The organism is Spirochaetota bacterium, from assembly GCA_034190085.1.
GTDB lineage: Bacteria > Spirochaetota > UBA4802 > UBA4802 > JAFGDQ01 > JAXHTS01.
On record JAXHTS010000019.1, the window covers coordinates 155,590 to 180,232 of the forward strand.

Consider the following 24,643-nt stretch of genomic DNA (forward strand, 5'->3'; position numbering starts at 1 on the left):
ATTGACAATCTTCATCAATAGCATATGGCATGTCAATAATGTCGATCTCAATAGCGAAGGCAACAGATGGATTATTCTATTTTTAATCATGGAGGGAACATAAATGAGGCTATAGAGCTATGCAAGTTGACTAGGGACGAAATAATTGATTTCAGCGCGAATATAAATCCTCTTGGTATCCCTTCTTCAGTTGAGGTAATTATAAGGAATACTCTGGATGATATCCTTCATTATCCTGATCCAAAATATAAGAAGCTAAAGGCTGCCATTGTAGAGTATTTAACAAATGAAGAATTGCATTGTAATGATGATTCCTCTGTCTCTAATAATAGAAAGATAAATGAGGATAACATCATAGTAGGAAATGGCTCCACAGAATTGATATACCTCATAGCTAATACCCTGAGACCTGAAAGTGCATTATTATTATCCCCAACATTTACTGAGTATGAGAGAGCGCTAACTAATATTGGATCACGTATTGAATATGTTGAGTTGAATGAAGAAAATGGATTCGATATTCCTATTAATAAAATAGTCGATAGAGCGGATAATTTTAGTATCATCTTCATCTGCAATCCCAATAATCCTACATCCCGAATACTTCATAGAGATAAACTAATCTATTTAGTCGATTACATGAAAAGTTGTTGTTCGATGATAGTATTAGATGAGGCATTTATTGATTTATGTATTAGGGAAAGTCTAGTTGATATTGCAGCGTCTATAGATAATCTTTTTATCTTTCGATCCTTTACTAAATTTTTTTCTATTCCAGGGATTAGGCTTGGATATGGAGTGGGTTCGAGTAGTCTCATCAAGAGGTTGCAACGTTTTCAGGAACCATGGTCTGTTAATGTTTTTGCTGATAATCTTGGTATTAGTCTGTTAAGGGATAGAGAATTCATTACCAATAGCAGAAATATGATGATAAGAGAAAAGGATTTTCTGTATGAGAGGTTGATAAAGATTAATGGATTAAAACCATTCTATCCTGATGCAAATTTTGTATTGATAAAGATCGAGTCTAGAATCACTTCTCAACAAGTAAAGGAACAGATGTTAAATAGGGGTATTTTTATTAGGGATTGCAGTAATTTCAGAGGGCTTAACGATAGCTTTATTAGGATTGCAGTACGAGATAGAACTGCTAATCAGAGATTGATAGAGGAGCTTTCTTCAATAATAGCAGAGACATGATAGCCTGGAAGCTTATTGCAGCCTTTATATTAGATATATTATTCGGTGATCCTTATTGGTTTCCTCATCCAGTAAGGATCATCGGAAAGTTTATTGAGGTTTTGGAGAATTTCTTTAGAACTCATTTTAGAAAGTTGAAACTTTCAGGCTTTTTTCTTGTGTTACTAATAGTAGGTTCAACTTATTTTACTGTTTATTATCTAATAGTATTATCTTCATTAGTTTCTCCTTGGCTTGAGTTTGTAGTAGAATGTCTTTTAATATATACAGCCATATCAGCAAGGTGTTTAGGCCAAGAAGGAATGAGGATATATAAGCTACTAATGAATGGCGATGAGGATGAAGCAAGAAAGGCGCTTTCTATGATCGTTGGCAGGGATACGGAAAAACTTGATGAGAGTGAGATCATTAGGGCAACGATTGAGACTATTGCAGAAAATACTGTGGATGGAATCATCTCGCCTTTATTCTATGCCTTTGTGGGGGGTGCGCCTTTGGCATTGGCATATAAAGCGATAAATACACTTGACTCTATGGTGGGCTATCGGAATGAAAGATATTGCGAGATCGGATTTTTTTCAGCAAAGACAGACGATATAGCAAACTGGATGCCTGCCCGCCTCTCTGCAATCCTTATACCTGTTGCTGCCCTTTTCCTAAGAATGTCCTTAACAGGATCGATTAAATCAATCATCAGAGATGGCAGAAAATCTCCCAGTCCGAATTCGGGAATCTCTGAGTCAGGATTTGCAGGCGCAATAGGAATTCAACTTGGAGGAATTTGCTTTTATAATGGAATCAAACATGAGAAGCCGATCATTGGTATTCTGAATAGAACAAGGAAGAGGAAGGATATAAAAATTTCTATCCGATTGATGTATGCTGTATCAATTGTAACTATTGCAATAATGATTTTGATTATATTACTTGGAGAATGTAATTTTCCCTTGACATCTTTCTGACCTAAAATATGTTGGTATTAAGTTTAACCTATGACTTCCTGGGCTCTTCAGATGAAGATTAAAAGGGAATCCTGTTAAAATCAGGAGCGGTCCCGCCGCTGTAACCGGGAACGAAATCCACGAGATGTCACTTTTCGTTTATTTGCATTATGCAGTCAAGGCGAATGGGAAGGCGTGGTTAGTAGAATGATCCGGGAGCCAGAAGACCTGCCCATGAAATTGCGCTGAATGCTTGTACTATTTTCTAATACAATAGTGATTCAGTCAAATTAGGGATAAAGCAAACTGGGTGCAATCCTTAATATCCTTAGATGGATTTAAGGATTTTTTTTGTAGGGGCGCAGGTCCCTTCGCCCCTAGGGGTGTTCCAACGAATTTTTGAATCCTGTAGCGACGAAGTCGCTTATTTTGAAAGCAATGATATACACTTCTTTTTAGAAATTATCAGCTATAGTTTTTCGTGAAGTGTATCAGAGCTTTTTTGTTATTTGAAATTCTATAAGATATACAGGTGCTCCGCTTAACAAGGAGATAATAGGGAAACCCGTTTAATTCGGGTGCGGACCCGCCGCTGTAGCCGGGGACGAAAACCGTATGATGTCACTGTTCGTTGTTCTTTTTGATATTTGACAAGGCGAATGGGAAGGCGCGGTTAGTAGATCGATCCGGGAGCCAGAAGACCTGCCTGTGGATACTTGCCGTATTTCTTCGGTAGTAAGAAAGGGTAAGATAAGTTCTGTGGATAAGAAAAGGGGAATCCCCAGTCCGAAAGGGTCTGGGGATTTTTTTATGTCGTAATTTACGAAATGCTACCGAAGTTGTGGAGGCAAATCTACCATAAAGAAATCATGAAAGGGATTATGAGAAAATTCTTAATTTTAATAACTTTAGTCAAATGTATTGCAGGATGCAGTTTGATAGAGAGTGGGGGTGCAAAGAAGATGATGAACAAGAAGGGTATTCTAGTGGTAAGCTTTGGTACCAGCTATGCTAAGACGCGGAGGCTTACTATTGATGTATGCGAAAATAGAATTGCTAAGGCCTTCCCTGATTACGAACTAAGGAGGGCCTTTACCTCAAATATAATAATAAAGAAGCTTAAGGAGCGTGATAATATTTTTATAGACAAGGTAGATGAGGCGCTTTGGAGGATGAAGAGTGAAGGATTTACCGATGTTATTGTTCAACCCCTTCATATTATTCCAGGAGAGGAATACAATGATAAGGTTATATCTATGGCTGAGAAGTTTAATGGAGAATTTAAGAGGCTTGTTGTTGGCAAGCCCCTTCTATTCGAGTCAGAGGATTTTATGGATGTGATAAAGAGTATTGAAAAGCAGGTTCCAAAACTCCGTCCAGCAGAAGCGGTGCTCTTTATGGGACATGGGAGTCATCATCCAGGGAACTCTGTATACATGCAACTGCAGAATATGATAGATGAGAAGAACCTGCCTGTATATATTGCCACAGTTGAGGGTTCTCCCCTGCTTGATGAAATAATACCCAGACTTAAGAGGGATGATATTGAGAAGTTAACGCTTATGCCCTTTATGCTTGTTGCAGGGGATCATGCAATTAATGATATGGCAGGGGATGAGGAGGATTCATGGAAAAATATCTTAGAGAAGGAAGGTTTTAGGGTGGATCTGTTTCTTCATGGTTTGGGTGAAAATCCCCTTATACAGGATATTTTTGTCAGGCATACAGGGGATGCAATTTCAGGAAAACTTAGAAACTAATCATTAGGTGTTTAATTTAGTATCAAATGATAAAACGTGAATGAGGTGAGAGAGATGGATGAGTCTTTATTGATAGCAGGGATTACTGTTGCTGTATCTGCCTTTGGAGTAAAAACAGGACTTTCGGCTTCATCAATACTCTATAGCAGAGATCTTTCCGCAATTAGAAGGATAGGCCTTCTGACCGGGATATTTATTTTATATCTATTGTTTTTTTTAATTATTACTCTTTTGGTTTTATATCTTCCTTTGCAGACATTCATTGAGAAGTTGATCAAAACTTTAAGTTACGGGATGATCATACATATCATAATTGCCCTGGGAATGTTCATCTGGGGCATAAGCCTCTTGAGTCATAAGAAGGATGGAACAAAGATGAGCAGTCGAATAGGCGCTCTATACCTGAGCCTTCCATGCCCGGTTTGCGCTATGGTTATTTTTATTACAGTCTCCATGACACACAGCATTTTCTCAATTTCAATTATTTCATCATCCCTTATGCTATTTGGCATATTCTTAAGTGTTGTACTTCTCACAATTTTATTACTCCTTCCGGTGCGTAAAAGGATAGAGGGATCCGGCGCATACTTTCTAGGAATTGTTATGATGATTATATCTCTATATTTTGTTTTAACTGTAATAATAGCGCCAATATATCAGGAGGCAAGGGATGTATACAGATTAGTTTCAGTTACTTCCATTCATGATCCTATTGATTCAACATCCCTTATTATACTAATTTCAGCATTTAGCATATTATTTGGATTTGGATTTTTAAGCGGTTTATTCAGAGAAAAGGGAAAGCTTAATTTGAAGGTTCGAATAATTGACTTAGTGATAAAACCTGCAGAGCTTTTAAAAGAGACCGGAAAGTTACGGAATTAATACGGGACTTATATATACCCATAAAGGGCATAATTGACGATTTTTTATTAATGTATTTTTGCCGCAGATTTTCGCAGATAAACGCAGATTTTTATTTTTTTTGAAGATTTTAAGCGATTGAAACTAAACAGCCAACGAAAATTTTGTTTAGTTTGTAAAAGTTCATTTGAATATACAATCCTTTTAAATCTGCGTTCATCTGCGGCATAAAATCATAGTTTATCACCATCTTAAGTATAATCATTGGAATGAAGGAGGATGCATCAAACAATGGGAATTTTGCAGACTATTATATATACTATCTCAAGCGGACTTTTATATCCGGTTATGACCCTGCTCGTTCTATTAAGCATATGGATAGTTATTCTTGCTGGAGGAATATTATCCGAATGGATAATGAGACTTCGTCTTAAAGGAAATTTTGATATTTCTGGTTATCTCAGCTATATAAACAAAAATAAGAAATTGCCTGATGAGGTAGAGCATCATATCCCCTTAAATATTCGGATTTACACACGGAAGCTGTCGTCCCTTGTTAAAGAACGAGGGGGTTTCCTCAACGAAAGGATCGAATCGTTGATACAGGATAAGGAGATGAAGCTTTCGAAAGAGCTAGACCGCATCCGTTTCATCGTTCGCGCAGGGCCTAGCCTTGGATTGATGGGCACACTCATCCCAATGGGTACAGGTCTTGCAGCAATGAGTCAGGGAGATATGGCGCAGATGAGTTCCAGCCTTATCATAGCATTTACAACAACGGTTGTGGGCCTGGCCATTGGGATAACAGCCTTCCTTTTCAGCTCAATAAAGAACAGATGGATTCAGCAGGATATAAGGGATATTGAGCTTATTACAGAAGCCATGACCGGATCTGATGCATAACCGGATAAAACGCTGGGGTGATATATGAGATATCTAAAAAAACGGCGATACTCAAATTTTAATAATTCAAATTCGGATGAAGACCCTTTAAGCGGCCTTGCCAATCTCTTTGATGTAGGTCTTGTTTTCATCGTAGGTCTCTTCCTGGCACTTGTGAGCACTTATCATCTTATGGATTTCATGTCAGAGGAGAGCGAGATTACTGTAATGAAAAAGAATAATGAGGGCGCATGGGAGATAATCACAAAGCAGGGCAAGGAGATTAAGGTTGAAAAGATATCAGAGAAGAAAATCGGTGGCCGCGAAGGGGAGAAGCTGGGGACTGCCTACAGATTGAAGAATGGAAAAGTGATATATGTGCCTGATCTTAAAAAATGAACATTGAATATTTTTACATAAACCTAAAGGAGGACAGAAAAATGAAATAGTAATGATGCAATTGATATACTTATGTATTGGATATAAGAAGTTTGGAGTATATGTCTCCTATTGGCAGTTTGCGGCTCCTCAATAGGAGACAGGGCTTAAGAAAAATAGAAACCCCTTAAGCTTAAAGGCAATTATATATTCTTTTAGCTTAAGGGCAAGCAAAAAAAGGAGAAGGATAATGAAGAAGATCAATGCCCTTAAGACAATTAGGGTTCCATGTATTATTTTTTCCCTGATTTTAATTGGATTTAATATACAAGCTCAGGAGATAACAGATCAGAATACAAATTTTAATAAAGTAGCAGCGGAAGCGATTGAAGATGTTTCGGAAGAAAATGAGAGCATTCACGAGCTTGAAAGGGTTGTGGTGACTGCCACAGGCAAATTGAGGATGGTGGACACGCCAGGCAGCATCTCCATTATTACAAGCAAGGAGTTAGAGGATATAGGGGCGAAGGACATTGGCGAGGCTCTTGATAAGATACCTGGTGTTACAGATACAACTTCTGGCAATTCAAATATTGCGGTGCGCGGTGTACAGAGCACAATGGCAGGCGGGCCTATTATACTAATTGACGGCGTGCCCCAGAAGATAGGCATTAGCGGGTATCCGCAGTTTCAATTTATACCGATATCCCAGATTGAGAGGATAGAGGTTTTGCGTTCAGCAGGCATAGCATACGGTCCTGGCTCTTCCAGGGGCCTTATCAGTATTATTACAAAGAGGGGCACAAAGAAAAAGCCTTTCAGCATATACGCTTCCAGCTCTTACGGTTCATGGAACAGCTATGACGGTAATGCCAATATCCAGGGGAGACTCAGTCAATTGGATTACTTTTGTGATTTTGGATATTCATACACTGAAGGGTATGAAGATGAGATGAGAACGCGCCTTGGTGGGCTTGCTAAGCTTGGTTATAATCTTACTGGCAATACCAGGATAGGTATAAGCTCTGATATAATAGATAATGAGTATCAGACTGCCTATGGCCTGGGCAAGTACAGGTGGCAGCTGGAGAATTACAGACGCGAAAAGCATTTTCCTGTGAGTGAAACAGATCCAACACTCTTATGGCATAATTCAAGGGACCAGGATATTGCAAGTTTTGCTTTAGATTTCTCTCATACAGGAGAGAAATTATCTCTAAAATCCTCTATTTCACGAAGCAACTTTGATGAAAAATATAATGCCATGGCAAAAAAAAATACCTCCCCAGATAGCGCCTATATAGATGAAAAGGATCAGATTACCTATGTATACACCCTCTCAGCAGGGTATCATCAGAAATTGGGGATGCTGTTCTATTCTCCATCAATAGGTTTGAACATCGAAGATATAACATTCGATTCTGAACGGTCCTATCCTTTAGACCCAGATCCAGGTGATAAGTGTGACGACTATGATATAGATATCGAACAGAAGATTTATGGCTTCTTCTGGGATAATGACCTTCTTTTTGGGGATCATATCGGATTTAAGATCGGAGCACGGATTGATAGGGTGGAATTAAAGTATGAAGACAGGTCTCCGAATAAATTCGATACTGATGAAACCCTTTTGGGATGGTCTGCTGCCCCTTCATATCATTTCAATGATCTATCCACACTGTATGTCTCCATAGGAAAGACCTTCTGGTTCCCCTCTGCAAGATATTATGCATGGGCGCACCAGTACGATTATGAAGAGAATCGTCCTGAGGACATGAAGCCTGAGGAGTCGTTAACCTATGAGCTTGGGTATAAACATATGATCCACAAGAGCGTGAATATATCACTAACAGCCTTTTACACTGAGTATAAGGATAAATTTACCAGTGTGTATGATGACACCAGTTTCAGGGGGATGAAGAACACTGGAGAGGCAGAGTATAAAGGCATTGAGTTGGAGGCTGACGGCCGCGTGCTGTCATGGCTGGGTTACCGCGTTGCAGGATCCTATCTAAAGGCTGAATGGACAAAGGGCAGGCAAAAGGTCAATGAACATCCCACTAATGACAGGATCGTTTCTGACCTTGACGGATACGATGTGTATGGCGTGCCTAATTGGACCTATCTGATCGGTCTTGATTTCTATCCTATCAAGGGATTGATGATGGGCATTGATGTTAATGGATCAGGGCCCTATTATGTCGATTATCTGAACCGCATAGAATACGATGCAAAGACCACTGTTGACGCGCGCATCAGCTATAGGTACGGCAGTCTTAAGGTATGGGCGCTTGGCAAGAATATTCTGGATGAGGAGGTTGAGCGGGTCTATAACAGCACTGGCGCTCTTACTGAAGAGAATGGAGAGCCCAATAATAGATATTATGTTCAGGATGGAAGGTACCTTGAGTTCGGAGTATCTTATAGTCTGTAAGATAGATTGTAGGGGCGAAGGGCAGGGGCGAACAGCCGTTCTCCGCTACATAAAGCAGAAGTCCCATTTCATTGTGGCAGGGCAGTCTTTATCATTGCATTGCCCTGCCAAATATTTTTGAATTTATATATATTTTCCTAGGGGCGAAGGGCCCTTCGCCCCTACAGCTTAAGGAGCGATATGTTGAGGTGGTTGAAAATAGTGATGTTGCCGATTATCCTATCGATTTTATTATGCGCTGCTGCCTCTCAAGGAGCGTTAAAGAGGCAAAAGATCGGCATATTTCTTGGTGTGTCAGAGACTTACAAGATAAGCTGGGCCATATCTGAGGTTGTGAAGAATCCAGAGATTAAGCATAAGTATGAGTTTTATTATTATACAAATAAGGATCTTGAGCGCGGCAGGATAGACCTCAGGAAGATCAGTGAGTCAAAGATTATCCTTGTGGACATTATGCACAGGGGGCTCACCGACTTAATTAATAAAAATGCAGACTTTGATAAAACCTCTGTGTATGGCCTTCGCCAGAAAAGGGGCAAAGGTAAAATTATATATGATACTGAGGTGAGAAAGTATTTCAGGCCATCAGTAAAAGAGAACCTAAGGAACCTGCTCCTTTACCTCTTAAACAGGGATTGCAAACTTGACGTTGCATATAAAAAGCCTCTCTCAATGCCAGAAGTTGGGATATTCCATCCCAAGAGCAGGAAGATATTTTCTAATTTTGACGAATACCTATCCTGGTACAAAGAGAGCGGATTATTTAAACCCAACGGATTCTGGCTAGGCTTGCCCGATTATTCGGCCCATGCATTTCCAGGAGAGACAGGCAAGATTGTTAGTTCTATTATAGATAAACTTGAAAGCGCTTCAGTTAACGTAATCCCTGTATACTCTTTTCCAGCCCATCTCTCTGTTGAGCGATTTTTTTTCGATAGTAGCGGAAAGGCAAGGATTAACCTTATTGCTGCATTGTCATTTAAGTTTGCTTCAACAGCGGATAATAGGGCTATGGAGATATTGCATAGACTGAATGTGCCTGTTCTGAGTCCGATAAGGCTCTCCTATAACTCCATTGACGAATGGTGGGAATCCCCCCAGGGGCTGGGGCAGATGTCCATATCCCGCACAGTATGCAGACCTGAGTATAACGGGATCATTGAGCCCACAGTTATTGGAGGCAGACAATTGATTGATGATAAGGGAACAGCCAGTGATGCGTATGAATACCAGCCGATCGAAAAAAATATTGCCTTCCTTGTTGAGAGGATCAAGGCGTGGAGAAATCTTCAGACAAAGAAGAATCGCGATAAGCGGATTGCAATTATATATTACAACCATTCTTCAGGCAAGCATGATGTAGGGGCAAGTTACTTAAATATATTCAAGAGTCTAGAGGTAATGCTAAAGCGGATGAAAAAGGAGGGATATTCTATTAAGGGCGAACTTCCATCGGAAAACAGGATTAAGGAGCTGGTACTGAAGAGCGGGCGCAACATCGGGTCTTGGGCTCCTGGGGAGCTGGATGATCTTATTGGGAGCGGCGGCGTGATTGAGATCCCCATATCTCAATACATGAAATGGTATAAGAGCATGGATGAGAATTATCGCAAAAGCGTGGACAAGGAATGGGGCAAGGTTGAGAAATCAAAGATAATGATAAGGCACAGCAAAATAATCATACCCAATGTTGATCTTGGGAACATTATACTGCTACCGCAGCCCTCAAGGGGATGGGGCGATGATCCTATGAAGCTGTATCACTCAACAGAGCTTTACCCCCATCATCAGTATACGGCGTTTTATCTTTATCTTAAATACGGATTTGAGGCAGATGCAGTTATTCATCTTGGACGGCACGGCACGCATGAATGGCTGCCAGGCAAGCAGACAGGACTCAGTCTGTCATGTCCGCCAGAGGTGCTAATACAGGATCTTCCCAATATCTACCCGTATATAGTGGACGGCATTGGCGAGGGTATTCAGGCAAAGCGCCGCGGCAGGGCAGTAATAATCGATCACCTTATCCCGCCCATGAAGAGCGGAGGAGTCTATGAGGAGTATGCAGAGCTTTCATCCCTTATTGATGAGTATAACCGCGTTATTTCCAGAGACATGAACCTTGCTCAAGTGAAGCGGAAGCGGATTGTCAAAATTGTAAAGGAGATTGGTATAGACAAAGATCTTGAGTTAAAAACGATAGATGATCAGGCAATAGAGGCGATTGAGCACTATCTGCTTGAGCTGAAAAGAAGCATTATACCTTACGGCCTGCATACCCTTGGCATTTCGCCTGACGGAGATGGGTTAGAGGAATTCAGCAGGCTTATAAGTAAAAGGAACCAGGATCTTGCTATTGGAGAGATAAGAGATAAGCTATCCCTATGCGGAATAGCTGAAATGGATGCTCTGATAAATGCCCTTAAGGGAGGATATATAAAGGCAGGTCAGGGGAATGATCCTGTAAGAAACTATGAGGCTCTTCCTAGTGGGAAGAATTTTTATGGATTCGATCCTGAAAAAATTCCCTCCAAAGACGCATATCTGCTGGGCAAGAAACAGGCCATGGATATGATAAAAAAATATCAGAAAGAGAATGGCGCATATCCTGACAAGATCGGTTTTGTGCTCTGGGCGTGCGAGACACAGCGAAATGAGGGGATAAATGAGAGCGCTATTCTGTATCTTTTAGGTATGAAACCCCGTTGGGATAAGAACAACAAGATCAGGGGCGTTGCTTCCATCTCTGGGAAAAAACTTGGCAGGCCCAGGATCGATGTGCACATCCAGGCCTCAGGCCTGTACAGGGATTCCTTTCCAAATCTCATTCTGCTGTTGGATGAGGCTGTGCGTCAGGCTGGAAAATTGACAGATGTGGATAATTTCATTGCAAGGCACAGCAGTAAGATAAAGCGGCACCTTCAAAGCAAGGGATACAGCAGGGATCAGGCTGAGCTATTAAGCGCGATCAGGATTTTTTCAGCAAAGCCAGGCAGTTACGGGACAAAGGTATCTGAGATAGTTCCGTCCAGCGGTTTATGGGAGCATGATGATGATATTGCTGATATCTATATTGATATGGTCTCATTCGGATACAGCAGGGATATTTGGGGCAAGCCCCTTGAAGGAGTATATAAAAAGAACCTTGAGGATATAAGGGTAACTGTGCACAGCCGCTCTTCCAATGTATATGGTCTGATGGACAATGATGACGTGTTTCAATACCTTGGCGGTCTATCCATGGCAGTCAATAGGGTCAGCAATAATTATCCTGATGTATTGATCTCCAGACAGCAGGAGCGCGAAAGTGTTTATATTGAAGATATTGAGAAGACTCTGGGGAATGAACTTCGGTCGCGTTATCTGAATCCAAAATGGATAGAGGGCATGAAAAAGGAAAACTATGCGGGTGCAAGAGAGATGGCTGATTTTCTGGAAAATATGTGGGGCTTTCAGGTGACTGTGCCCTTTGCTGTTGATGAGGAAAAGTGGAGGGAGGTATTTGAGGTATATGTTGAGGATAAATACAACCTTGACATTGAGGAGTTCTTTAATGAGCAGAATCCCTGGGCATTGCAGTCCATGAATGCGCGTATGCTTGAGGCAGTGCGCAAGGACTATTGGAATGCGTCAGAAGATATCAAGAAGAGATTATCTAAAGATTACGCAATGAGCGTTATTGAGAAGGGCCTTGCCTGCTGCGATCATACATGCAACAATCCTGCTTTAAATCAGATGGTTGTAAATATCATATCAATGTACGGTCTTTTAACGCCTGAGCTTATAAATGAATTTAAGGCTGTTTTTTCAAAGGCAGCCTCTAAAAGTCTTGAGGAGGCAGTCAGAGAAAGGAATGAGCTTCTTGAAAAGCTTGCAGGCAAAAAGGTAGAAAAGACGCAGAGCATAAAGAATGATACTGAATACATCGAAGGATACGAAATGATAGAGGAGAAGAGAGAGGATACAAAGATCACGTCCTCTGGATCGTCATGGGCAGTAATTATTATTGTGCTCTGCATAATCGGGCTATTCGGATATGGATGGATGAGGAAAAGATAAACAGGAGTCAGTGAGATTATGAGATTAAAGCCATTGCTAATGGGTTGTGCTTTCCTGTTGATTATATTATCATCACCAGATTACAAATGTTTGATAGCTGAGGAAAATGATCGTGATCCCGTAGGGGCGAAGGGCCCTTCGCCCCTACAACGCAAAATGACAGAAAAAAAAATACATTATAAAGAGTTTATTGAAAGTCAAAATAGTTCCAAAAACAAATCCGATGTGATAATTATTACAGCAGAGGAAATCAGGAATATGAATGTGCGCACAATAACAGAGCTTTTGAATCAGATACCCAATGTCACTGCTGGGGAAAGCTCTATTAAGCTTCGCGGTTCCTATAAAGTCCGTGTTCTGCTTAACGGACGTCCCATAAACGATCCCTTATCCAAGCATAGCTCTATCAAATGGAATCTGGTATCCCTGAAGGATGTGGAGAGGATAGAGATACACAAGGGCGGAGGCTCTATAGCCTATGGGGATGACACAAGCGGAGGCGCGATCATCATAACAAGCAAGAAGATCATCGGTTCAAAGGTGAGCGCTGAGACCTCATTTGGCAACCTATGCACGCAGAATTATTTTCTGAATTTTCAGCAGGAGATTGGCGATTGGGGTTTCGGTATATCCGCTGGTCTGGATAAGACAGACGGTTTTAGAGATAACAATGATAAGGAAAAGAGACGTGCAGGCGCAAGGGTAAGCTTTAAACCCTGGATAAATCATATGTACGATCTGTCAGTAGATTATTCTTGGGAGGATGCTGGCAGGGCAGGCCTGCCCCAATTCTCAACTCCAAGGGCGCGGGTTGAATCCGAGGCAGTAAGCTCAATACTACTCTGCAAGCTCGGCAGGATTAAGATCGGCACCCATTACAGCTACTTTGAAAAGAAAAACAGTAACCCAGACAGCTCAACAAATCCTCTAACCAGTCTCAATGGCTGGTCATTTGGAGAGGATTTGTCGTCAGGTTTTTCCATAAGCAAGAACTGGTCAGTAAATACAGGTTTTAACATTGAGGTTGATGAGATTGAAGGCAATAAATTTGAATTGCATAGGGAAGAGAAGCTTGGGGTATTCATATCAAACAATTTTCGGTTTTCAACGATCCCGCTTAACATGACCATAGGTGTAAGATCAAATTTTTATTCCGAATTTGCTACGCAGGTTAATCCTGAGATCAAGGCAGGTTTTGACCTGGGCAAGGTTGATTTGCAGGCTGCTGTCAGCAGAACAAATAATATCCCACCGCTGCTGAAAAGATACGATGAGACATCCACAACTCGTGCGAATCCAAGTTTAGATGTTGAAAAGTCGATGAATTACAGCGCGACAATTTCATTCAAGCATAAGAAGGCATTTCATTTCAGTCTATCCCCATTTCTGAATACTATCAAAGACAGGATTACATATGTGAGGGAAGATGACGGAACTGGTATGTATGAGAATTTTGGCGAGGTTACTAGGAAGGGGATCGAGGCTTCCCTATGCTGGGTGATAATAAAAGGTATAAGTGCGGCTTCTTCATATACATATCTCATAGCAAAGGATGAGGAGACTGGATATTATATTACATGTTCCCCAAAACACACAGCAAGGCTTGACCTTAAATATAAACCTTTGGATGAATTGTCCTTTATGTTCAATAATAAATATGCATCAGATCAGTTCTCCAGATCTGATAATTCTGAATCAGTATCATGTTATTATGTTGCAGATTTTAAGGCTGAATATTATCTTAACAGATTGAGATTTTTTCTTAAGGTTGAGAATATGTTTGATAATGATTACCATTACGGGGATGGCTATCCTGCGCCTCCCAGGGAATATCTTGTAGGTTTAAGCTGCGATTTTTAGCGGAAGGTTGTTATGAAGAGTTCATTTGTACATAAGAGATCTTCAATACGTTTAAGGGATTACGATTATTCAAAGGCAGGGGCGTATTTTGTAACCCTATGCTCATATAAGCGTGAGCCTTTATTTGGAAATATTATTGGTGAAGAGATGCATTTGAATGAATTCGGAAAAATAGTTGAATCTGAATGGTTGCTCTCATCGGAAATACGTTTGGAGATCGAATTGGATGAATTCATTGTAATGCCGAATCATTTTCATGCTATTGTTTTTATCCAAGATGTCAGGATAGATGATAATTCACCGATTGTAGGGGCGAATGACCCTTCGTCGGTTGTAGGGGCGAACGGCCGTTCGCCTCTACAGATGAAGCCTAGATCGCTTTCATCCATGATATCTGGATACAAATCGTCAGTCACATCAAAGATAAACATGATAAGAGGCACCAGGGGTAAACCCCTTTGGCAGAGGAATTATTATGAGCATATTATACGAAATCAGAGGAGTTTAGATTTTATTCGACAGTATATTGTGAATAATCCCTTAAGATGGGCATATGATAGAGACAATCCTGATGGAAAGCCCGATAGGGAAGAGATCGATTTTTGGAAGAGATATAGCTGATTGATGCTGATTGTTATTTGTGGGGCGAAGCGCTCTTCGTCGGTTGTGGGGGCGAACAGCCGTTCGCCCCTACAGATTGATAAGATATTATGAATGGATATATACAGGTTTACACAGGCAACGGAAAGGGAAAGACTACAGCAGCAATAGGACTGGCTTTGCGCGCTGCTGGAGCAGGACTTAATGTGTTCATCGGCCAGTTTATGAAACTTGGCGATTACAGTGAGATCAATGCATTTCGTATGTTAAGTGACAGTATTAAGGTTGAACAATTCGGCAGAAAGCGAAGAATAGGACAGGAGATGGAGGAGGCGGATAGAGTCTGCGCACAGAAAGGACTGGATCGGATAAAGGCTGTTATAAAGGATGAGAGATATGATCTTATAATTCTGGATGAGATAAATTACGCAATGGGCATGGGGCTTATCAGCACAGATAAAGTCATTGAAATAATAAAAGGAAGACCTCCTGATCAGGAGATAGTTCTCACTGGAAGAGATGCGCCAGGAGATATTATTGGAATTGCTGATCTGGTCACTGAGATGAGAATGGTGAAGCATTATTATAATATTGGAGTAAGATCAAGGAGGGGCATTGAGAGATGAGGGCAAAGGCTATTCAGGTTTGCGGCACAGGCTCAGGTGTGGGCAAAAGTGTGTTGGTTGCAGGACTATGCAGGATATTCCTTCAGGAAGGATTCAGCGTTGCTCCCTTTAAGGCGCAGAATATGGCACTTAACTCTGCTGTAACCTCAGAGGGACTGGAGATTGGACGCGCTCAGGCCATGCAGGCTGGTGCGTGCAGGATTGAGCCTACAGTTGATATGAATCCCATACTGCTAAAACCCACAAGCGATATTGGATCCCAGGTAGTTGTCCTTGGAAAGCCCCATAAGAATATGAAGGCAGTGGAATACTATGAGTATAAGGCAAAAGCTCTGGAAATTGTAAAGGGATCGCTGGATAGGCTGATGTCACAGTACGATATTGTTGTTATTGAGGGCGCAGGATCGCCTGCAGAGTTCAATCTCAAGGAGAGGGACATCGTTAATCTTAAAGTAGCAAGTATGATTAACGCTCCTGTTATCCTTGTGGGCGATATAGACAGGGGAGGCGTGTTTGCATGGCTTGTGGGCACCCTTGAGCTTCTGGAAGAGTCGGAGAGACATATGATCAAGGCATTCATAATAAATAAATTTCGCGGTGATAAGGCGCTTCTCTATGACGGCCTATCCATCCTGGAAGAGCGCACTGGCAAAAGTGTTATGGGGGTAGTGCCATACTTCAGGGATATCCATATTCCAGAGGAGGATTCTCTATTTTTTGAAGAGCGGGAAGCCCTCCAGAGAAGAGAACAGAATCATGATATAGATAATGATAAAGTCACCATTGCAGTTGTAAGGCTTCCTCACATATCTAATTTTACAGACTTTGATACCCTTGACGCAGAAGAAGGGATTCGATTGGAGTACACAATGGACTGTGATCGGATAAATAGGGCTGATGTAATAATTATACCTGGATCAAAGAACACCCTTGCTGATATGCAATATATTGCAGATAACGGAATTGCTGAAGCAATAAGAAGGAGGGCAGAGGATGGAGCTTATATTATCGGCATCTGCGGGGGGTACCAGATGCTGGGTAGGGGATTATCTGACATGTCGGGTGTTGAATCAACAAATAAAAAAATAGATGGCCTTGGGCTTTTGGATATTGAAACAGATATTATGGTAGATAAAAAAACCTTTCAGATCCAGGGTAAGGATATAAGAACTGGAATGGCAATTAAGGGGTATGAGATACATCATGGCGAGACAAGGAGAAGCAGTAAAGCAAAACCAGCTTTTCTCATTGAAAAGAGGGGAATAGAAAATGTGCACATTGAGGATGGTGCAATGAGCGCTGACGGCAAAATATTCGGCACATACATTCACGGCATATTCGACAATTTTGCATTTAGGAGATGGCTTATTAACAACATTAGAGGTGAAAAGGGATTGGCAAAATTAACAGGCGGTGAGGGATTTAATCAGGATAATGAATACGACGCTCTTGCCGATCTTTTGCGCTCTAATCTGAATTTGGATTTGCTTTACGATATTTTGGATTTAACAGATAAGTCATAATTAAAGAATATCGTTGAACATTAAAACATGATTGCACAATTCTTGGCTTGACTATATTGTTCCTTTGTGAAGACTGATATTGAGTTCCAAGCCTTAACTGAACATATAGTCTGATCAATGGAAAATCAGTGAAAGGAGAGAGACAATGAAATTTATTGTTACAATTGTTCGGGATGAAGATGGGATGTCCCATAAAATTAGAAATACAAACCACTGAAAATTTAAAAGCATTATGAATAGGAGAAATATTATGGAATCGGTTAGTCAATTAGCAAAAAAAGCTGCCAGGCTTCAACCACGTGAACGTATTCAGTTAGTCGAAGCAATTCTCTTTAGCCTCGATAAACCAGACCCAAACATTGAAGAGTGTTGGATTGCTGAATCAGAGGCTCGATATGAAGCCTATAAACGCGGTGAGCTTGAGGCAATTGAATGGGATGAAATTAAAAAAGGGTATGATCGTTGAAAGTTCGGTTCCTTTCTATCGCTAATATTGAATTTGATGATGCAGTTAAATATTATAATCATCAAATGCCTGGGTTAGGCTACCGTTTTCTTCAAGAAGTTGATGGAGCCATCAAAAGAATAAAACTTATGCCAGAGGCATGGGCAAGAATAGGTCAAGAAACCAGACGCTGCATTTTGAAGGGGTTTCCTTATGCTCTTCTCTATGTAATAGAAAAGGATGATATTTTAATATCTGCGGTAGCTCATCTTCACAGAGACCCTGAGCATTACAGGGATAGAATTATCTAAGGATTTAATTTGAATAACTACCCACGCATAGTCATAGCAGGCACAGAGAGCGGTGTTGGAAAGACAACACTCACGCTTGGACTCCTTCTTGCTTTAATGAACAGGGAACTTGATGTTCAGCCCTTTAAGTGCGGGCCTGATTATATTGACGCAGGATTGCACAGCAGGATTTCGAAAAGGCCTTGCAGAAATCTGGATTCCTTTCTTCTATCAAAGAATGTTGTTTTGGAGCTTTTTGAAAGGAAGGCGCGTGAGGCGTCGTTCTCTGTGATTGAAGGCGTTATGGGTGTATTCGACGGACTGGGGGCAGATACAGACACAGGCAGCACATCTCATGTTGCAAAGATATTGCGCTCTCCTGTTATACTCATCATTGACGCAGGCAGGATGGCAAGGAGCGCGGGTGCCATGGCTCTTGGGTTTCAAAAATATGACAGAGGTCTGCAGATAAAGGGTTTTGTTCTTAACAGCATAGGCAGTTTATACCATTATGAGATTGCAAAGCAGGCAATAGAGGAGAAAACAGGCCTTCCTGTTCTGGGGTATGTTCCAAAGGATAAGGCTCTATCTTTGCCTGAACGGCATTTAGGCCTGACGCCTTCCAGTGAATTGAACATGCGGAAGTATCTTAGAGATCTTGCCAGACTTATTGAAAAGTCCGTTGATATTGAGTCTATTATTCAGATAGGGGAGGAAGCGCCTTGCCTTCCTGAATTCCCTAAGACCATATTTAAGCAAAGTTGTGAAGAGAAAAGGGTTACAATAGCAATAGCCCATGATAAAGCATTCCATTTTTATTATGAGGATAATCTGGATATACTCAAAAGTATGGGCGCTAAGCTGATACGATTCAGCCCGTTAAAGAGCAAAAGGGTGCCAGCGTCAGCTAACGGCATATACATGGGAGGCGGATTCCCTGAGGTGTTTGCATCTGAACTCTCCAGGAATGCCTCGTTGATGAAGGATATATCAGAAAAGAGTGAGGGGGGCATGCCCATCTATGCAGAGTGCGGCGGATTGATGTATCTCATGAACAGCATTGAGGATATGGACGGTAAGGAGTTCCCCATGACAGGGATATTCCCTGGCACTGTGAGAATGGGAAAGGGGCTCAGGATGTTCGGTTATCATAATATTGAGAGTTTATCGGACAACATCCTCTGCAACAGAGGCAGTAAAACTAAAGGACATATCTTTCACTGGTCATATATAGATAAGATGAAGGATACAGCAAATCCTGCCTTTAAGGTGTATAAACCCTGGAGAGACAACTATGTGGGTTATGACGGATTTTTAACGCGTAATACACTTGCAAGCTATGTTCATATTCATTTTGCGTCATCGCCACTATGGGCAAGGAATTTTATTAAAAGCATTGAGCAATATAAAGGGGCTAAACATAATTGAGAAGGAGATAGACATATCATGATATATATGAGGCCTGAAGAGATTGAAGGCAAGAGCATGCGCATTATTGAAAATGAGCTGGGGGATTTTTTAAGCGAGCGCAAGGAGAGAGAGATAATCAAGCGGGTTGCGCATGCCACAGCAGATACTGAATTTGCAAAGAGTATTATTTTTCATCCAGATGCTGTTGATATGGGTCTGCGTGCGATAATATCTGGATGCAATATTATAGCAGACGTTGAGATGGTAAGGGTTGGGATCAGAAAAAAGGAGATAGAAGAATTTGGGAATGAGCTTTTATGTTTTATCAATAATGACAAGGCAGTCCAGATGGCAGAGATTGACAAGATCCCCAAAGCAGTCTCTGCTATGCGGATGGCAAAATCTTATATTAATGGAAGCATAGTAGTAATTGGCAATGCGCCGACTGCGCTTTTTGAGCTGATCAATATAATTGAGCGTTATATGACCCTTCCAGCTCTGGTGATTGGGGTTCCTATTGGATTTGTAGGTGCGGCAGAGTCAAAAGAGGCTTTGCAAAGCCTTTCAGTGCCGTATATTACAAATGAAGGCAGGCGGGGGGGAAGCGCTGTAGCTGTTTCAATTATAAATGCATTGATTAAACTCACTGCGGACTAGTCAGGGATGAGAGGGACTAAGTTAGCATCAAATTCAGATGAAAAACCGCTTCGTAAGGGATTCACAACAGGGGCGTGCGCTCAGGCTGCTGCAAAGGCATGCGCTCTAATGCTTGTACATCAAAGACAGATCGATTCAGTTGAGGTTGAGCTGCCGAACAAAGAGAGGGCAGCCTTTGCTTTGACAGCGCAGGAGTTTTCAGAGGATTATGCCAGATGTGCTGTTATAAAGGATGCGGGTGATGATAACGATGTTACTCACGGGATAGAAATCCTTTGCGCGATAAAAAAGACTGATAGCCCTGGTATTGAGATAAGGGGCAGTGCTGGAGTTGGCATAGTTACAAAACCAGGTCTGCCTGTGCCTGTAGGGGAATATGCCGTCAATCCTGCGCCAAGAAGCATGATACTCAGGGATGTCAGCAATATCGTTAATAAAGAATATGGATATGTGGTAGAGATAAGCGTGCCTAAGGGAGAAGCTGTTGCGTCCAAGACCTTTAACCCAAGGCTTGGGATCAAGGGAGGCATATCGATTATAGGCACAACTGGCATTGTGGAGCCAAAATCCCAGGATGCCTACAGGGCCACTCTTTCAATGGAGCTGGATGTTGCTAAGGCTTCAGGGAACAAGAATATCTTTTTGGCATCAGGATATATCGGCAAGAGGCTTCTTAAAGAGGATTATGGGATAGATGATGAAGCTATAATAAAGATCGGAGATCATGTTGGTTTTATGCTGACTGAATGTGCCTCTAGGGGTTTTAGCAGGGTCATGCTTATAGGCCATATAGGCAAGCTTGCAAAGGTTGCTGCTGGGATATTCAACACACACTGCATGTTTGGCGATGCCAGGATGGAGACAATCGCAGCCTATGCAGCGTCATGCGGTGCAGCGCCAGATCTTACAGAGAAGATTCTGACCCTTGAAACAGCAGAGCAGTCAGTTGCGTTACTTCGGGAGAACGATCTTCTGCCTGCATTCTCAAAAATTGCGCAAAGGGTGGTGGAGAGGTCTATTGAGTATATGAAAAGCGATGTCAACCTTTCTGGTGTTATCCTTTCTCTTAGTGGAGAGATAATCGGCGCATATCCTGCTGATCTTATGGAGAGAAAGGCATGGGAAAGGTTTATATCATAGGAATTGGGCCAGGTTCTGAGGAATATATTACTCCAGAGGCGTGGGGTGCGATTCAGGATGCTGAAGTTATAATAGGCTCTGAGAGGATTCTCTCTGCCTTTAAGCTAGATAAAAGGTCGATTACACTAAAGGGCAATTATTCGGAGATTATAGATTACATAAAAGGGTATAAGGATAGTGAGAGGATAGCGGTTCTTGTCTCAGGAGACCCTGGCATATTCAGTTTTTCTAATCAGATTTCGAAAAGGCTGAATAGAGATGAATATGAGATCATCCCTGGCATCAGCGTTGTACAGATCGCAATGGCGCGCTTGGGTGAGCCGTGGCACGATCTTCATATCATCAGCCTGCATGGAAGAGGCATTGATGGGATTTATCATAGTGTTCAAAGCTCAGACAAGGTCTTTGTCTTTACTGATAAAAAGAACACCCCGTCTGAGGTCGCTGCATATCTTTATAAAAGGGGCATAAAGAATAGGGAGATAGTTGTATTTGAAAATCTTACACTTTTTGATGAGAAAATAATTTATACAGATATTATGGATTTAATGAATAAAAGGGATGATGTGACTGGATTATGTGTGATGTTAATAAGGAAGTAAAGATCAATAGATTGGGCACGTTATACGGTATTGGAATTGGCCCTGGCGATCCTGAGCTTGTAACCCTGAAAGCATTGAAGATATTAAAGATGGTGGATATAATATTTGCTCCAAAGGCGAGCACAAAATCTTCATCTATTGCAAGGGAGATAGTTGAGAGGCTTGTTGATGCCGCTTCTATAGAGGAGCTAGTTTTTCCAATGACAAGGGATAAAGATGAACTGCACAGGTTCTGGGGGTTATCAGCACACAGGGTCTACAGTGCGCTCTCCTCAGGAAGGGATGCGGCCTTTATAACCCTGGGTGATCCGTTGATTTATAGCACTTACAGCTATCTCTTGCGTTATCTCAGAAGAGAAGATGAGGATCTGCATATAGTAACCATACCTGGGATAAGCGCAATAAACGCTGCTGCATCCGCAATGGAGATACCCATAGCAGAGGGAGATGAGAGATTTGTTATAATGCCTCTTCCTAAAGAGATGGAGGAGCTGAAAGATGCATTAAGAAATTTTGATACTGTTATCATTTTAAAAATTGGTAAAGACCTGGAGAGATTAAAAAATTTTCTGATGGATGAGGGGCTGGGTGAGTCATCATATTTTATCAATCGAATAGGTACAGATGAGGAGTATTATGCCAAGGGGATGTCTCTATTAAAACAAGACGCCTCTGGTTATCTCTCAACCATGATAATAAGGACTGGGACATAACGCTGTGCCGAACATTTTTATTGCAAACGTCCGTAGGGGCGAACGGACCTCTGCTGAGGTTGTTTCTCAGACAAATAGTAGCGGCGAACGGCCGTTCGCCCCTACATCGCCCCAAAATAATGAGGATAAATATATATGAACAATTCAATTGTTAAAGTATACTTTATAGGCGCAGGTCCTGGGGATCCTGAGCTTATAACTGTGAAGGGGAAGAGAATCGTTGAGGAGGCTGATATTATTATCTATGCAGGTTCGCTTGTAAACAGAAGAGTTCTGGAATATGCTAAAGATAGCGCGCAGTTCTTTGACTCTGCAGGCATGAACCTGGATGAGGTGCTAAAGGTCATAGATGATAATAGAAAGAGCTCAAGTATAATTGCGAGAGTACATAGCGGAGATCCTTCAATATATGGGGCTATTCAGGAACAGATAGAGTGGTGTGAGAAACAAGGGATTAGCTATGAGGTTATACCAGGAGTAAGTTCTCTCTTTGGCGCTTCTGCCTCTCTTCATCAGGAACTGACCCTTCCTGGGGTGAGTCAGACGGTAATTGTGACAAGGATTAGCGGAAGGACAAAAGTACCCTTACGCGAGAGCATAAGGGAGATCTCAAAGATAGGCGCAACCCTTGCAATATTTTTGAGCATCAATAGGATTGAAGATGTGGTTAAGGACCTGCTCAATGGATATGCAAAAAATACTCCTGCTGCTGTTGTTTACAGAGCAACATGGCCTGAGGAGATGATAATAAGAGGCACCCTGGAGGACATTGCTGATAAGGTAAAGGCAGAATCGATTGACAGGCAGGCATTGATCTTTGTTGGGGATGTGCTAAATAGAAGGGGTTTTGAGTTAAGCAAGCTGTACCATAAAGATTTCACTCATTCCCTGAGAGAGGCAAAATCAGAATAATGAAGATAGCAATTATTGCAATCAATCATAAAGGGAGGGAGCTTGCAGACAGGCTGAAGAAGGGATTCAGCGACGCAGCAATAATAAGCCCCAAAAAAAAAGATTATGAATCTGAAGGCACTTTGCCTGATATAATGGGCGAACTCTTTAAAACATACGATGGAATTATATTCATTGCAGCTCTTGGAATCGTTGTGCGCCTTATAAGCCCGCATATAAAGGATAAATATACTGATCCTGCAATTGTTGCTGTGGATACAGCAGGCAGATTCGCGATCAGCGCTCTCTCTGGTCATGAGGGCGGAGCCAATGACCTTGCCTATTCTGTTGCCGCTGCTATTGATGCAGTGCCTGTAATAACTACAGGCACAGAGTCTCAGAAGAGCATTGTACTGGGCATAGGATGCAGGCGCAACATCAGAACAGACAGCGTAAAGTCTGCAATTCTGACATCATTAGGCCATTGCCATCTCTCACTTGATGAGGTTCGAATAGCAGCAACAATCGATATAAAAAAGAATGAGATAGGTTTAACAGATTCGTGCATAGAACTGGGTCTGCCGCTGGTTTTTATCCCCAGGGACACAATAAAAAATTTTGTAAGTGATGGATCATCCTCTATCGCAAAAAGAAACATCGGAGTTGACGGCGTGTGTGAACCCTGCGCAATAATAGCTGGAAGGAGGGCAAAATTAATACAAAAGAAAAGAGTAATAGATGGAGTGACCATTGCAATAGCAAGGGAAAACTTAGCATAGTAGGCATCGGCCCTGGAAACCAGCAGCATTTAACCATGTATGCATTAAAGGCCTTGAATGAGTGCGAGGTTATCATTGGGTATAAGACTTATATAGAACTAGTCGGCAGCATTGTACAGGGAAAAGAGATTATCTCATCTGGAATGACAAAGGAGATGGAGCGTGCAAGGCTCTCAATAGAGCATGCATGTAAAGGTAAGTGTGTTTGTCTGATCTCAAGCGGCGATCCTGGGGTATATGGAATGGCAGGCCCTGTATTGCAGCTTCTGAAGGATGACGCTGTACACAGCATTGATATTGAGATAATCCCAGCAGTATCTGCAGCCTCTGCATGCGCAAGCCTTTTAGGCGCGCCATTGATGCACGATTTTGCAGTTATCTCCCTAAGTGATCTTTTGACAGATTTGAAGATAATCGAAAAGAGGATAAGGCTTGCTGCTGATGGTGATTATATAATCGTTCTATACAATCCAAAGAGCAGCAAAAGGATAAAGCCGCTCACTAAGGCATGGGATATCTTAATGCAATATAAATCTCCGCATACACCAGTGGGCATAGTAAGGAATGCCTATAGAGAGAGCGAGGTTGT

At 41.6% G+C, this 24,643-nt stretch carries 22 protein-coding genes and 2 riboswitches; all 22 genes read left to right on the top strand.

Annotated elements, in window-relative coordinates:
- Nucleotides 1–66: 66 nt before the first annotated feature.
- Entirely contained in the window at nucleotides 67–1,200 is a 1,134-nt protein-coding gene (gene cobD / locus SVZ03_04105) for a threonine-phosphate decarboxylase CobD (GenBank protein MDY6933389.1), read from the top strand.
- The gene (cbiB, locus tag SVZ03_04110; GenBank protein ID MDY6933390.1) at nucleotides 1,197–2,162 is read left to right on the top strand and encodes an adenosylcobinamide-phosphate synthase CbiB; all 966 of its coding nucleotides are present in this window, start codon (nucleotides 1,197–1,199) and stop codon (nucleotides 2,160–2,162) included. The genes cobD and cbiB overlap by 4 nt, the downstream gene beginning before the upstream one ends.
- Before the next feature lie 23 nt (nucleotides 2,163–2,185).
- Nucleotides 2,186–2,392: riboswitch (cobalamin riboswitch) on the top strand.
- A gap of 262 nt (nucleotides 2,393–2,654) precedes the next feature.
- A riboswitch (cobalamin riboswitch) is annotated at nucleotides 2,655–2,866 on the top strand.
- Between the two features lie 210 nt (nucleotides 2,867–3,076).
- Nucleotides 3,077–3,901 carry a sirohydrochlorin cobaltochelatase gene (locus SVZ03_04115; protein ID MDY6933391.1) on the top strand — a complete coding sequence of 275 codons (825 nt, stop codon included), beginning with the start codon at nucleotides 3,077–3,079 and terminating at the stop codon, nucleotides 3,899–3,901.
- Nucleotides 3,902–3,955: 54 nt separating this feature from the next.
- Entirely contained in the window at nucleotides 3,956–4,786 is an 831-nt protein-coding gene (locus SVZ03_04120) for a DUF2162 family putative transporter (protein MDY6933392.1), read from the top strand.
- Between the two features lie 270 nt (nucleotides 4,787–5,056).
- Entirely contained in the window at nucleotides 5,057–5,668 is a 612-nt protein-coding gene (locus SVZ03_04125) for a MotA/TolQ/ExbB proton channel family protein (protein MDY6933393.1), read from the top strand.
- Nucleotides 5,669–5,692: 24 nt separating this feature from the next.
- The gene (locus SVZ03_04130; protein ID MDY6933394.1) at nucleotides 5,693–6,046 is read left to right on the top strand and encodes a DUF2149 domain-containing protein; all 354 of its coding nucleotides are present in this window, start codon (nucleotides 5,693–5,695) and stop codon (nucleotides 6,044–6,046) included.
- A gap of 229 nt (nucleotides 6,047–6,275) precedes the next feature.
- Complete coding sequence (locus tag SVZ03_04135; protein ID MDY6933395.1) at nucleotides 6,276–8,459, top strand: TonB-dependent receptor; 2,184 nt, start codon at nucleotides 6,276–6,278, stop codon at nucleotides 8,457–8,459.
- 180 nt (nucleotides 8,460–8,639) lie between these two features.
- Nucleotides 8,640–12,518, top strand: a complete 3,879-nt coding sequence (locus tag SVZ03_04140; protein MDY6933396.1) for a cobaltochelatase subunit CobN — start codon at nucleotides 8,640–8,642, stop codon at nucleotides 12,516–12,518.
- Between the two features lie 18 nt (nucleotides 12,519–12,536).
- Nucleotides 12,537–14,378 (top strand): TonB-dependent receptor, encoded by a 1,842-nt coding sequence (locus tag SVZ03_04145; protein ID MDY6933397.1) that lies wholly within the window; start codon nucleotides 12,537–12,539, stop codon nucleotides 14,376–14,378.
- Between the two features lie 12 nt (nucleotides 14,379–14,390).
- Nucleotides 14,391–14,999, top strand: coding sequence for a transposase (locus SVZ03_04150; GenBank protein ID MDY6933398.1), 609 nt, complete (start codon nucleotides 14,391–14,393; stop codon nucleotides 14,997–14,999).
- Nucleotides 15,000–15,088: 89 nt separating this feature from the next.
- Nucleotides 15,089–15,604: a cob(I)yrinic acid a,c-diamide adenosyltransferase gene (gene cobO, locus SVZ03_04155; GenBank protein MDY6933399.1), complete on the top strand. Its 516-nt coding sequence runs from the start codon at nucleotides 15,089–15,091 to the stop codon at nucleotides 15,602–15,604.
- A complete protein-coding gene (locus tag SVZ03_04160) occupies nucleotides 15,601–17,127 on the top strand; it encodes a cobyric acid synthase (GenBank protein ID MDY6933400.1) in 1,527 nt (508 codons plus the stop codon). Before cobO ends, SVZ03_04160 begins: the two co-directional genes overlap by 4 nt.
- Nucleotides 17,128–17,377: 250 nt before the next feature.
- Entirely contained in the window at nucleotides 17,378–17,593 is a 216-nt protein-coding gene (locus SVZ03_04165; GenBank protein MDY6933401.1) for an addiction module protein, read from the top strand.
- On the top strand, nucleotides 17,590–17,883 hold the full coding sequence (locus SVZ03_04170; protein ID MDY6933402.1) for a type II toxin-antitoxin system RelE/ParE family toxin: 294 nt from the start codon (nucleotides 17,590–17,592) through the stop codon (nucleotides 17,881–17,883). Before SVZ03_04165 ends, SVZ03_04170 begins: the two co-directional genes overlap by 4 nt.
- A 9-nt stretch (nucleotides 17,884–17,892) precedes the next feature.
- Nucleotides 17,893–19,290 (top strand): cobyrinate a,c-diamide synthase, encoded by a 1,398-nt coding sequence (locus SVZ03_04175; protein ID MDY6933403.1) that lies wholly within the window; start codon nucleotides 17,893–17,895, stop codon nucleotides 19,288–19,290.
- 18 nt (nucleotides 19,291–19,308) lie between these two features.
- A complete protein-coding gene (locus SVZ03_04180) occupies nucleotides 19,309–19,929 on the top strand; it encodes a precorrin-8X methylmutase (protein MDY6933404.1) in 621 nt (206 codons plus the stop codon).
- A gap of 6 nt (nucleotides 19,930–19,935) precedes the next feature.
- A complete protein-coding gene (gene cbiD, locus SVZ03_04185) occupies nucleotides 19,936–21,069 on the top strand; it encodes a cobalt-precorrin-5B (C(1))-methyltransferase CbiD (GenBank protein MDY6933405.1) in 1,134 nt (377 codons plus the stop codon).
- A complete protein-coding gene (gene cbiE, locus SVZ03_04190; GenBank protein MDY6933406.1) occupies nucleotides 21,048–21,671 on the top strand; it encodes a precorrin-6y C5,15-methyltransferase (decarboxylating) subunit CbiE in 624 nt (207 codons plus the stop codon). The genes cbiD and cbiE overlap by 22 nt, the downstream gene beginning before the upstream one ends.
- Nucleotides 21,647–22,384, top strand: a complete 738-nt coding sequence (gene cobI / locus SVZ03_04195; protein ID MDY6933407.1) for a precorrin-2 C(20)-methyltransferase — start codon at nucleotides 21,647–21,649, stop codon at nucleotides 22,382–22,384. Before cbiE ends, cobI begins: the two co-directional genes overlap by 25 nt.
- 135 nt (nucleotides 22,385–22,519) lie before the next feature.
- Nucleotides 22,520–23,296 (top strand): precorrin-4 C(11)-methyltransferase, encoded by a 777-nt coding sequence (cobM, locus tag SVZ03_04200; protein MDY6933408.1) that lies wholly within the window; start codon nucleotides 22,520–22,522, stop codon nucleotides 23,294–23,296.
- Nucleotides 23,296–24,054, top strand: coding sequence for a cobalamin biosynthesis protein (locus SVZ03_04205; GenBank protein MDY6933409.1), 759 nt, complete (start codon nucleotides 23,296–23,298; stop codon nucleotides 24,052–24,054). The genes cobM and SVZ03_04205 overlap by 1 nt, the downstream gene beginning before the upstream one ends.
- Nucleotides 24,055–24,089: 35 nt before the next feature.
- A partial coding sequence (locus SVZ03_04210) for a precorrin-3B C(17)-methyltransferase (protein MDY6933410.1) occupies nucleotides 24,090–24,643 on the top strand: 554 nt, incomplete at its 3' end.

Bases quoted from the DNA above. Each gene is read 5' to 3' on its own strand.
- cobD (MDY6933389.1), top strand. From the start codon at position 67: ATGGATTATTCTATTTTTAATCATGGAGGGAACATAAATGAGGCTATA.
- cbiB (MDY6933390.1), top strand. From the start codon at position 1,197: ATGATAGCCTGGAAGCTTATTGCAGCCTTTATATTAGATATATTATTC.
- SVZ03_04120 (MDY6933392.1), top strand. From the start codon at position 3,956: ATGGATGAGTCTTTATTGATAGCAGGGATTACTGTTGCTGTATCTGCC.
- SVZ03_04125 (MDY6933393.1), top strand. From the start codon at position 5,057: ATGGGAATTTTGCAGACTATTATATATACTATCTCAAGCGGACTTTTA.
- SVZ03_04130 (MDY6933394.1), top strand. From the start codon at position 5,693: ATGAGATATCTAAAAAAACGGCGATACTCAAATTTTAATAATTCAAAT.
- SVZ03_04135 (MDY6933395.1), top strand. From the start codon at position 6,276: ATGAAGAAGATCAATGCCCTTAAGACAATTAGGGTTCCATGTATTATT.
- SVZ03_04140 (MDY6933396.1), top strand. From the start codon at position 8,640: ATGTTGAGGTGGTTGAAAATAGTGATGTTGCCGATTATCCTATCGATT.
- SVZ03_04145 (MDY6933397.1), top strand. From the start codon at position 12,537: ATGAGATTAAAGCCATTGCTAATGGGTTGTGCTTTCCTGTTGATTATA.
- SVZ03_04150 (MDY6933398.1), top strand. From the start codon at position 14,391: ATGAAGAGTTCATTTGTACATAAGAGATCTTCAATACGTTTAAGGGAT.
- cobO (MDY6933399.1), top strand. From the start codon at position 15,089: ATGAATGGATATATACAGGTTTACACAGGCAACGGAAAGGGAAAGACT.
- SVZ03_04160 (MDY6933400.1), top strand. From the start codon at position 15,601: ATGAGGGCAAAGGCTATTCAGGTTTGCGGCACAGGCTCAGGTGTGGGC.
- SVZ03_04165 (MDY6933401.1), top strand. From the start codon at position 17,378: ATGGAATCGGTTAGTCAATTAGCAAAAAAAGCTGCCAGGCTTCAACCA.
- SVZ03_04180 (MDY6933404.1), top strand. From the start codon at position 19,309: ATGATATATATGAGGCCTGAAGAGATTGAAGGCAAGAGCATGCGCATT.
- cbiD (MDY6933405.1), top strand. From the start codon at position 19,936: ATGAGAGGGACTAAGTTAGCATCAAATTCAGATGAAAAACCGCTTCGT.
- cbiE (MDY6933406.1), top strand. From the start codon at position 21,048: ATGGGAAAGGTTTATATCATAGGAATTGGGCCAGGTTCTGAGGAATAT.
- cobI (MDY6933407.1), top strand. From the start codon at position 21,647: ATGTGTGATGTTAATAAGGAAGTAAAGATCAATAGATTGGGCACGTTA.
- cobM (MDY6933408.1), top strand. From the start codon at position 22,520: ATGAACAATTCAATTGTTAAAGTATACTTTATAGGCGCAGGTCCTGGG.
- SVZ03_04205 (MDY6933409.1), top strand. From the start codon at position 23,296: ATGAAGATAGCAATTATTGCAATCAATCATAAAGGGAGGGAGCTTGCA.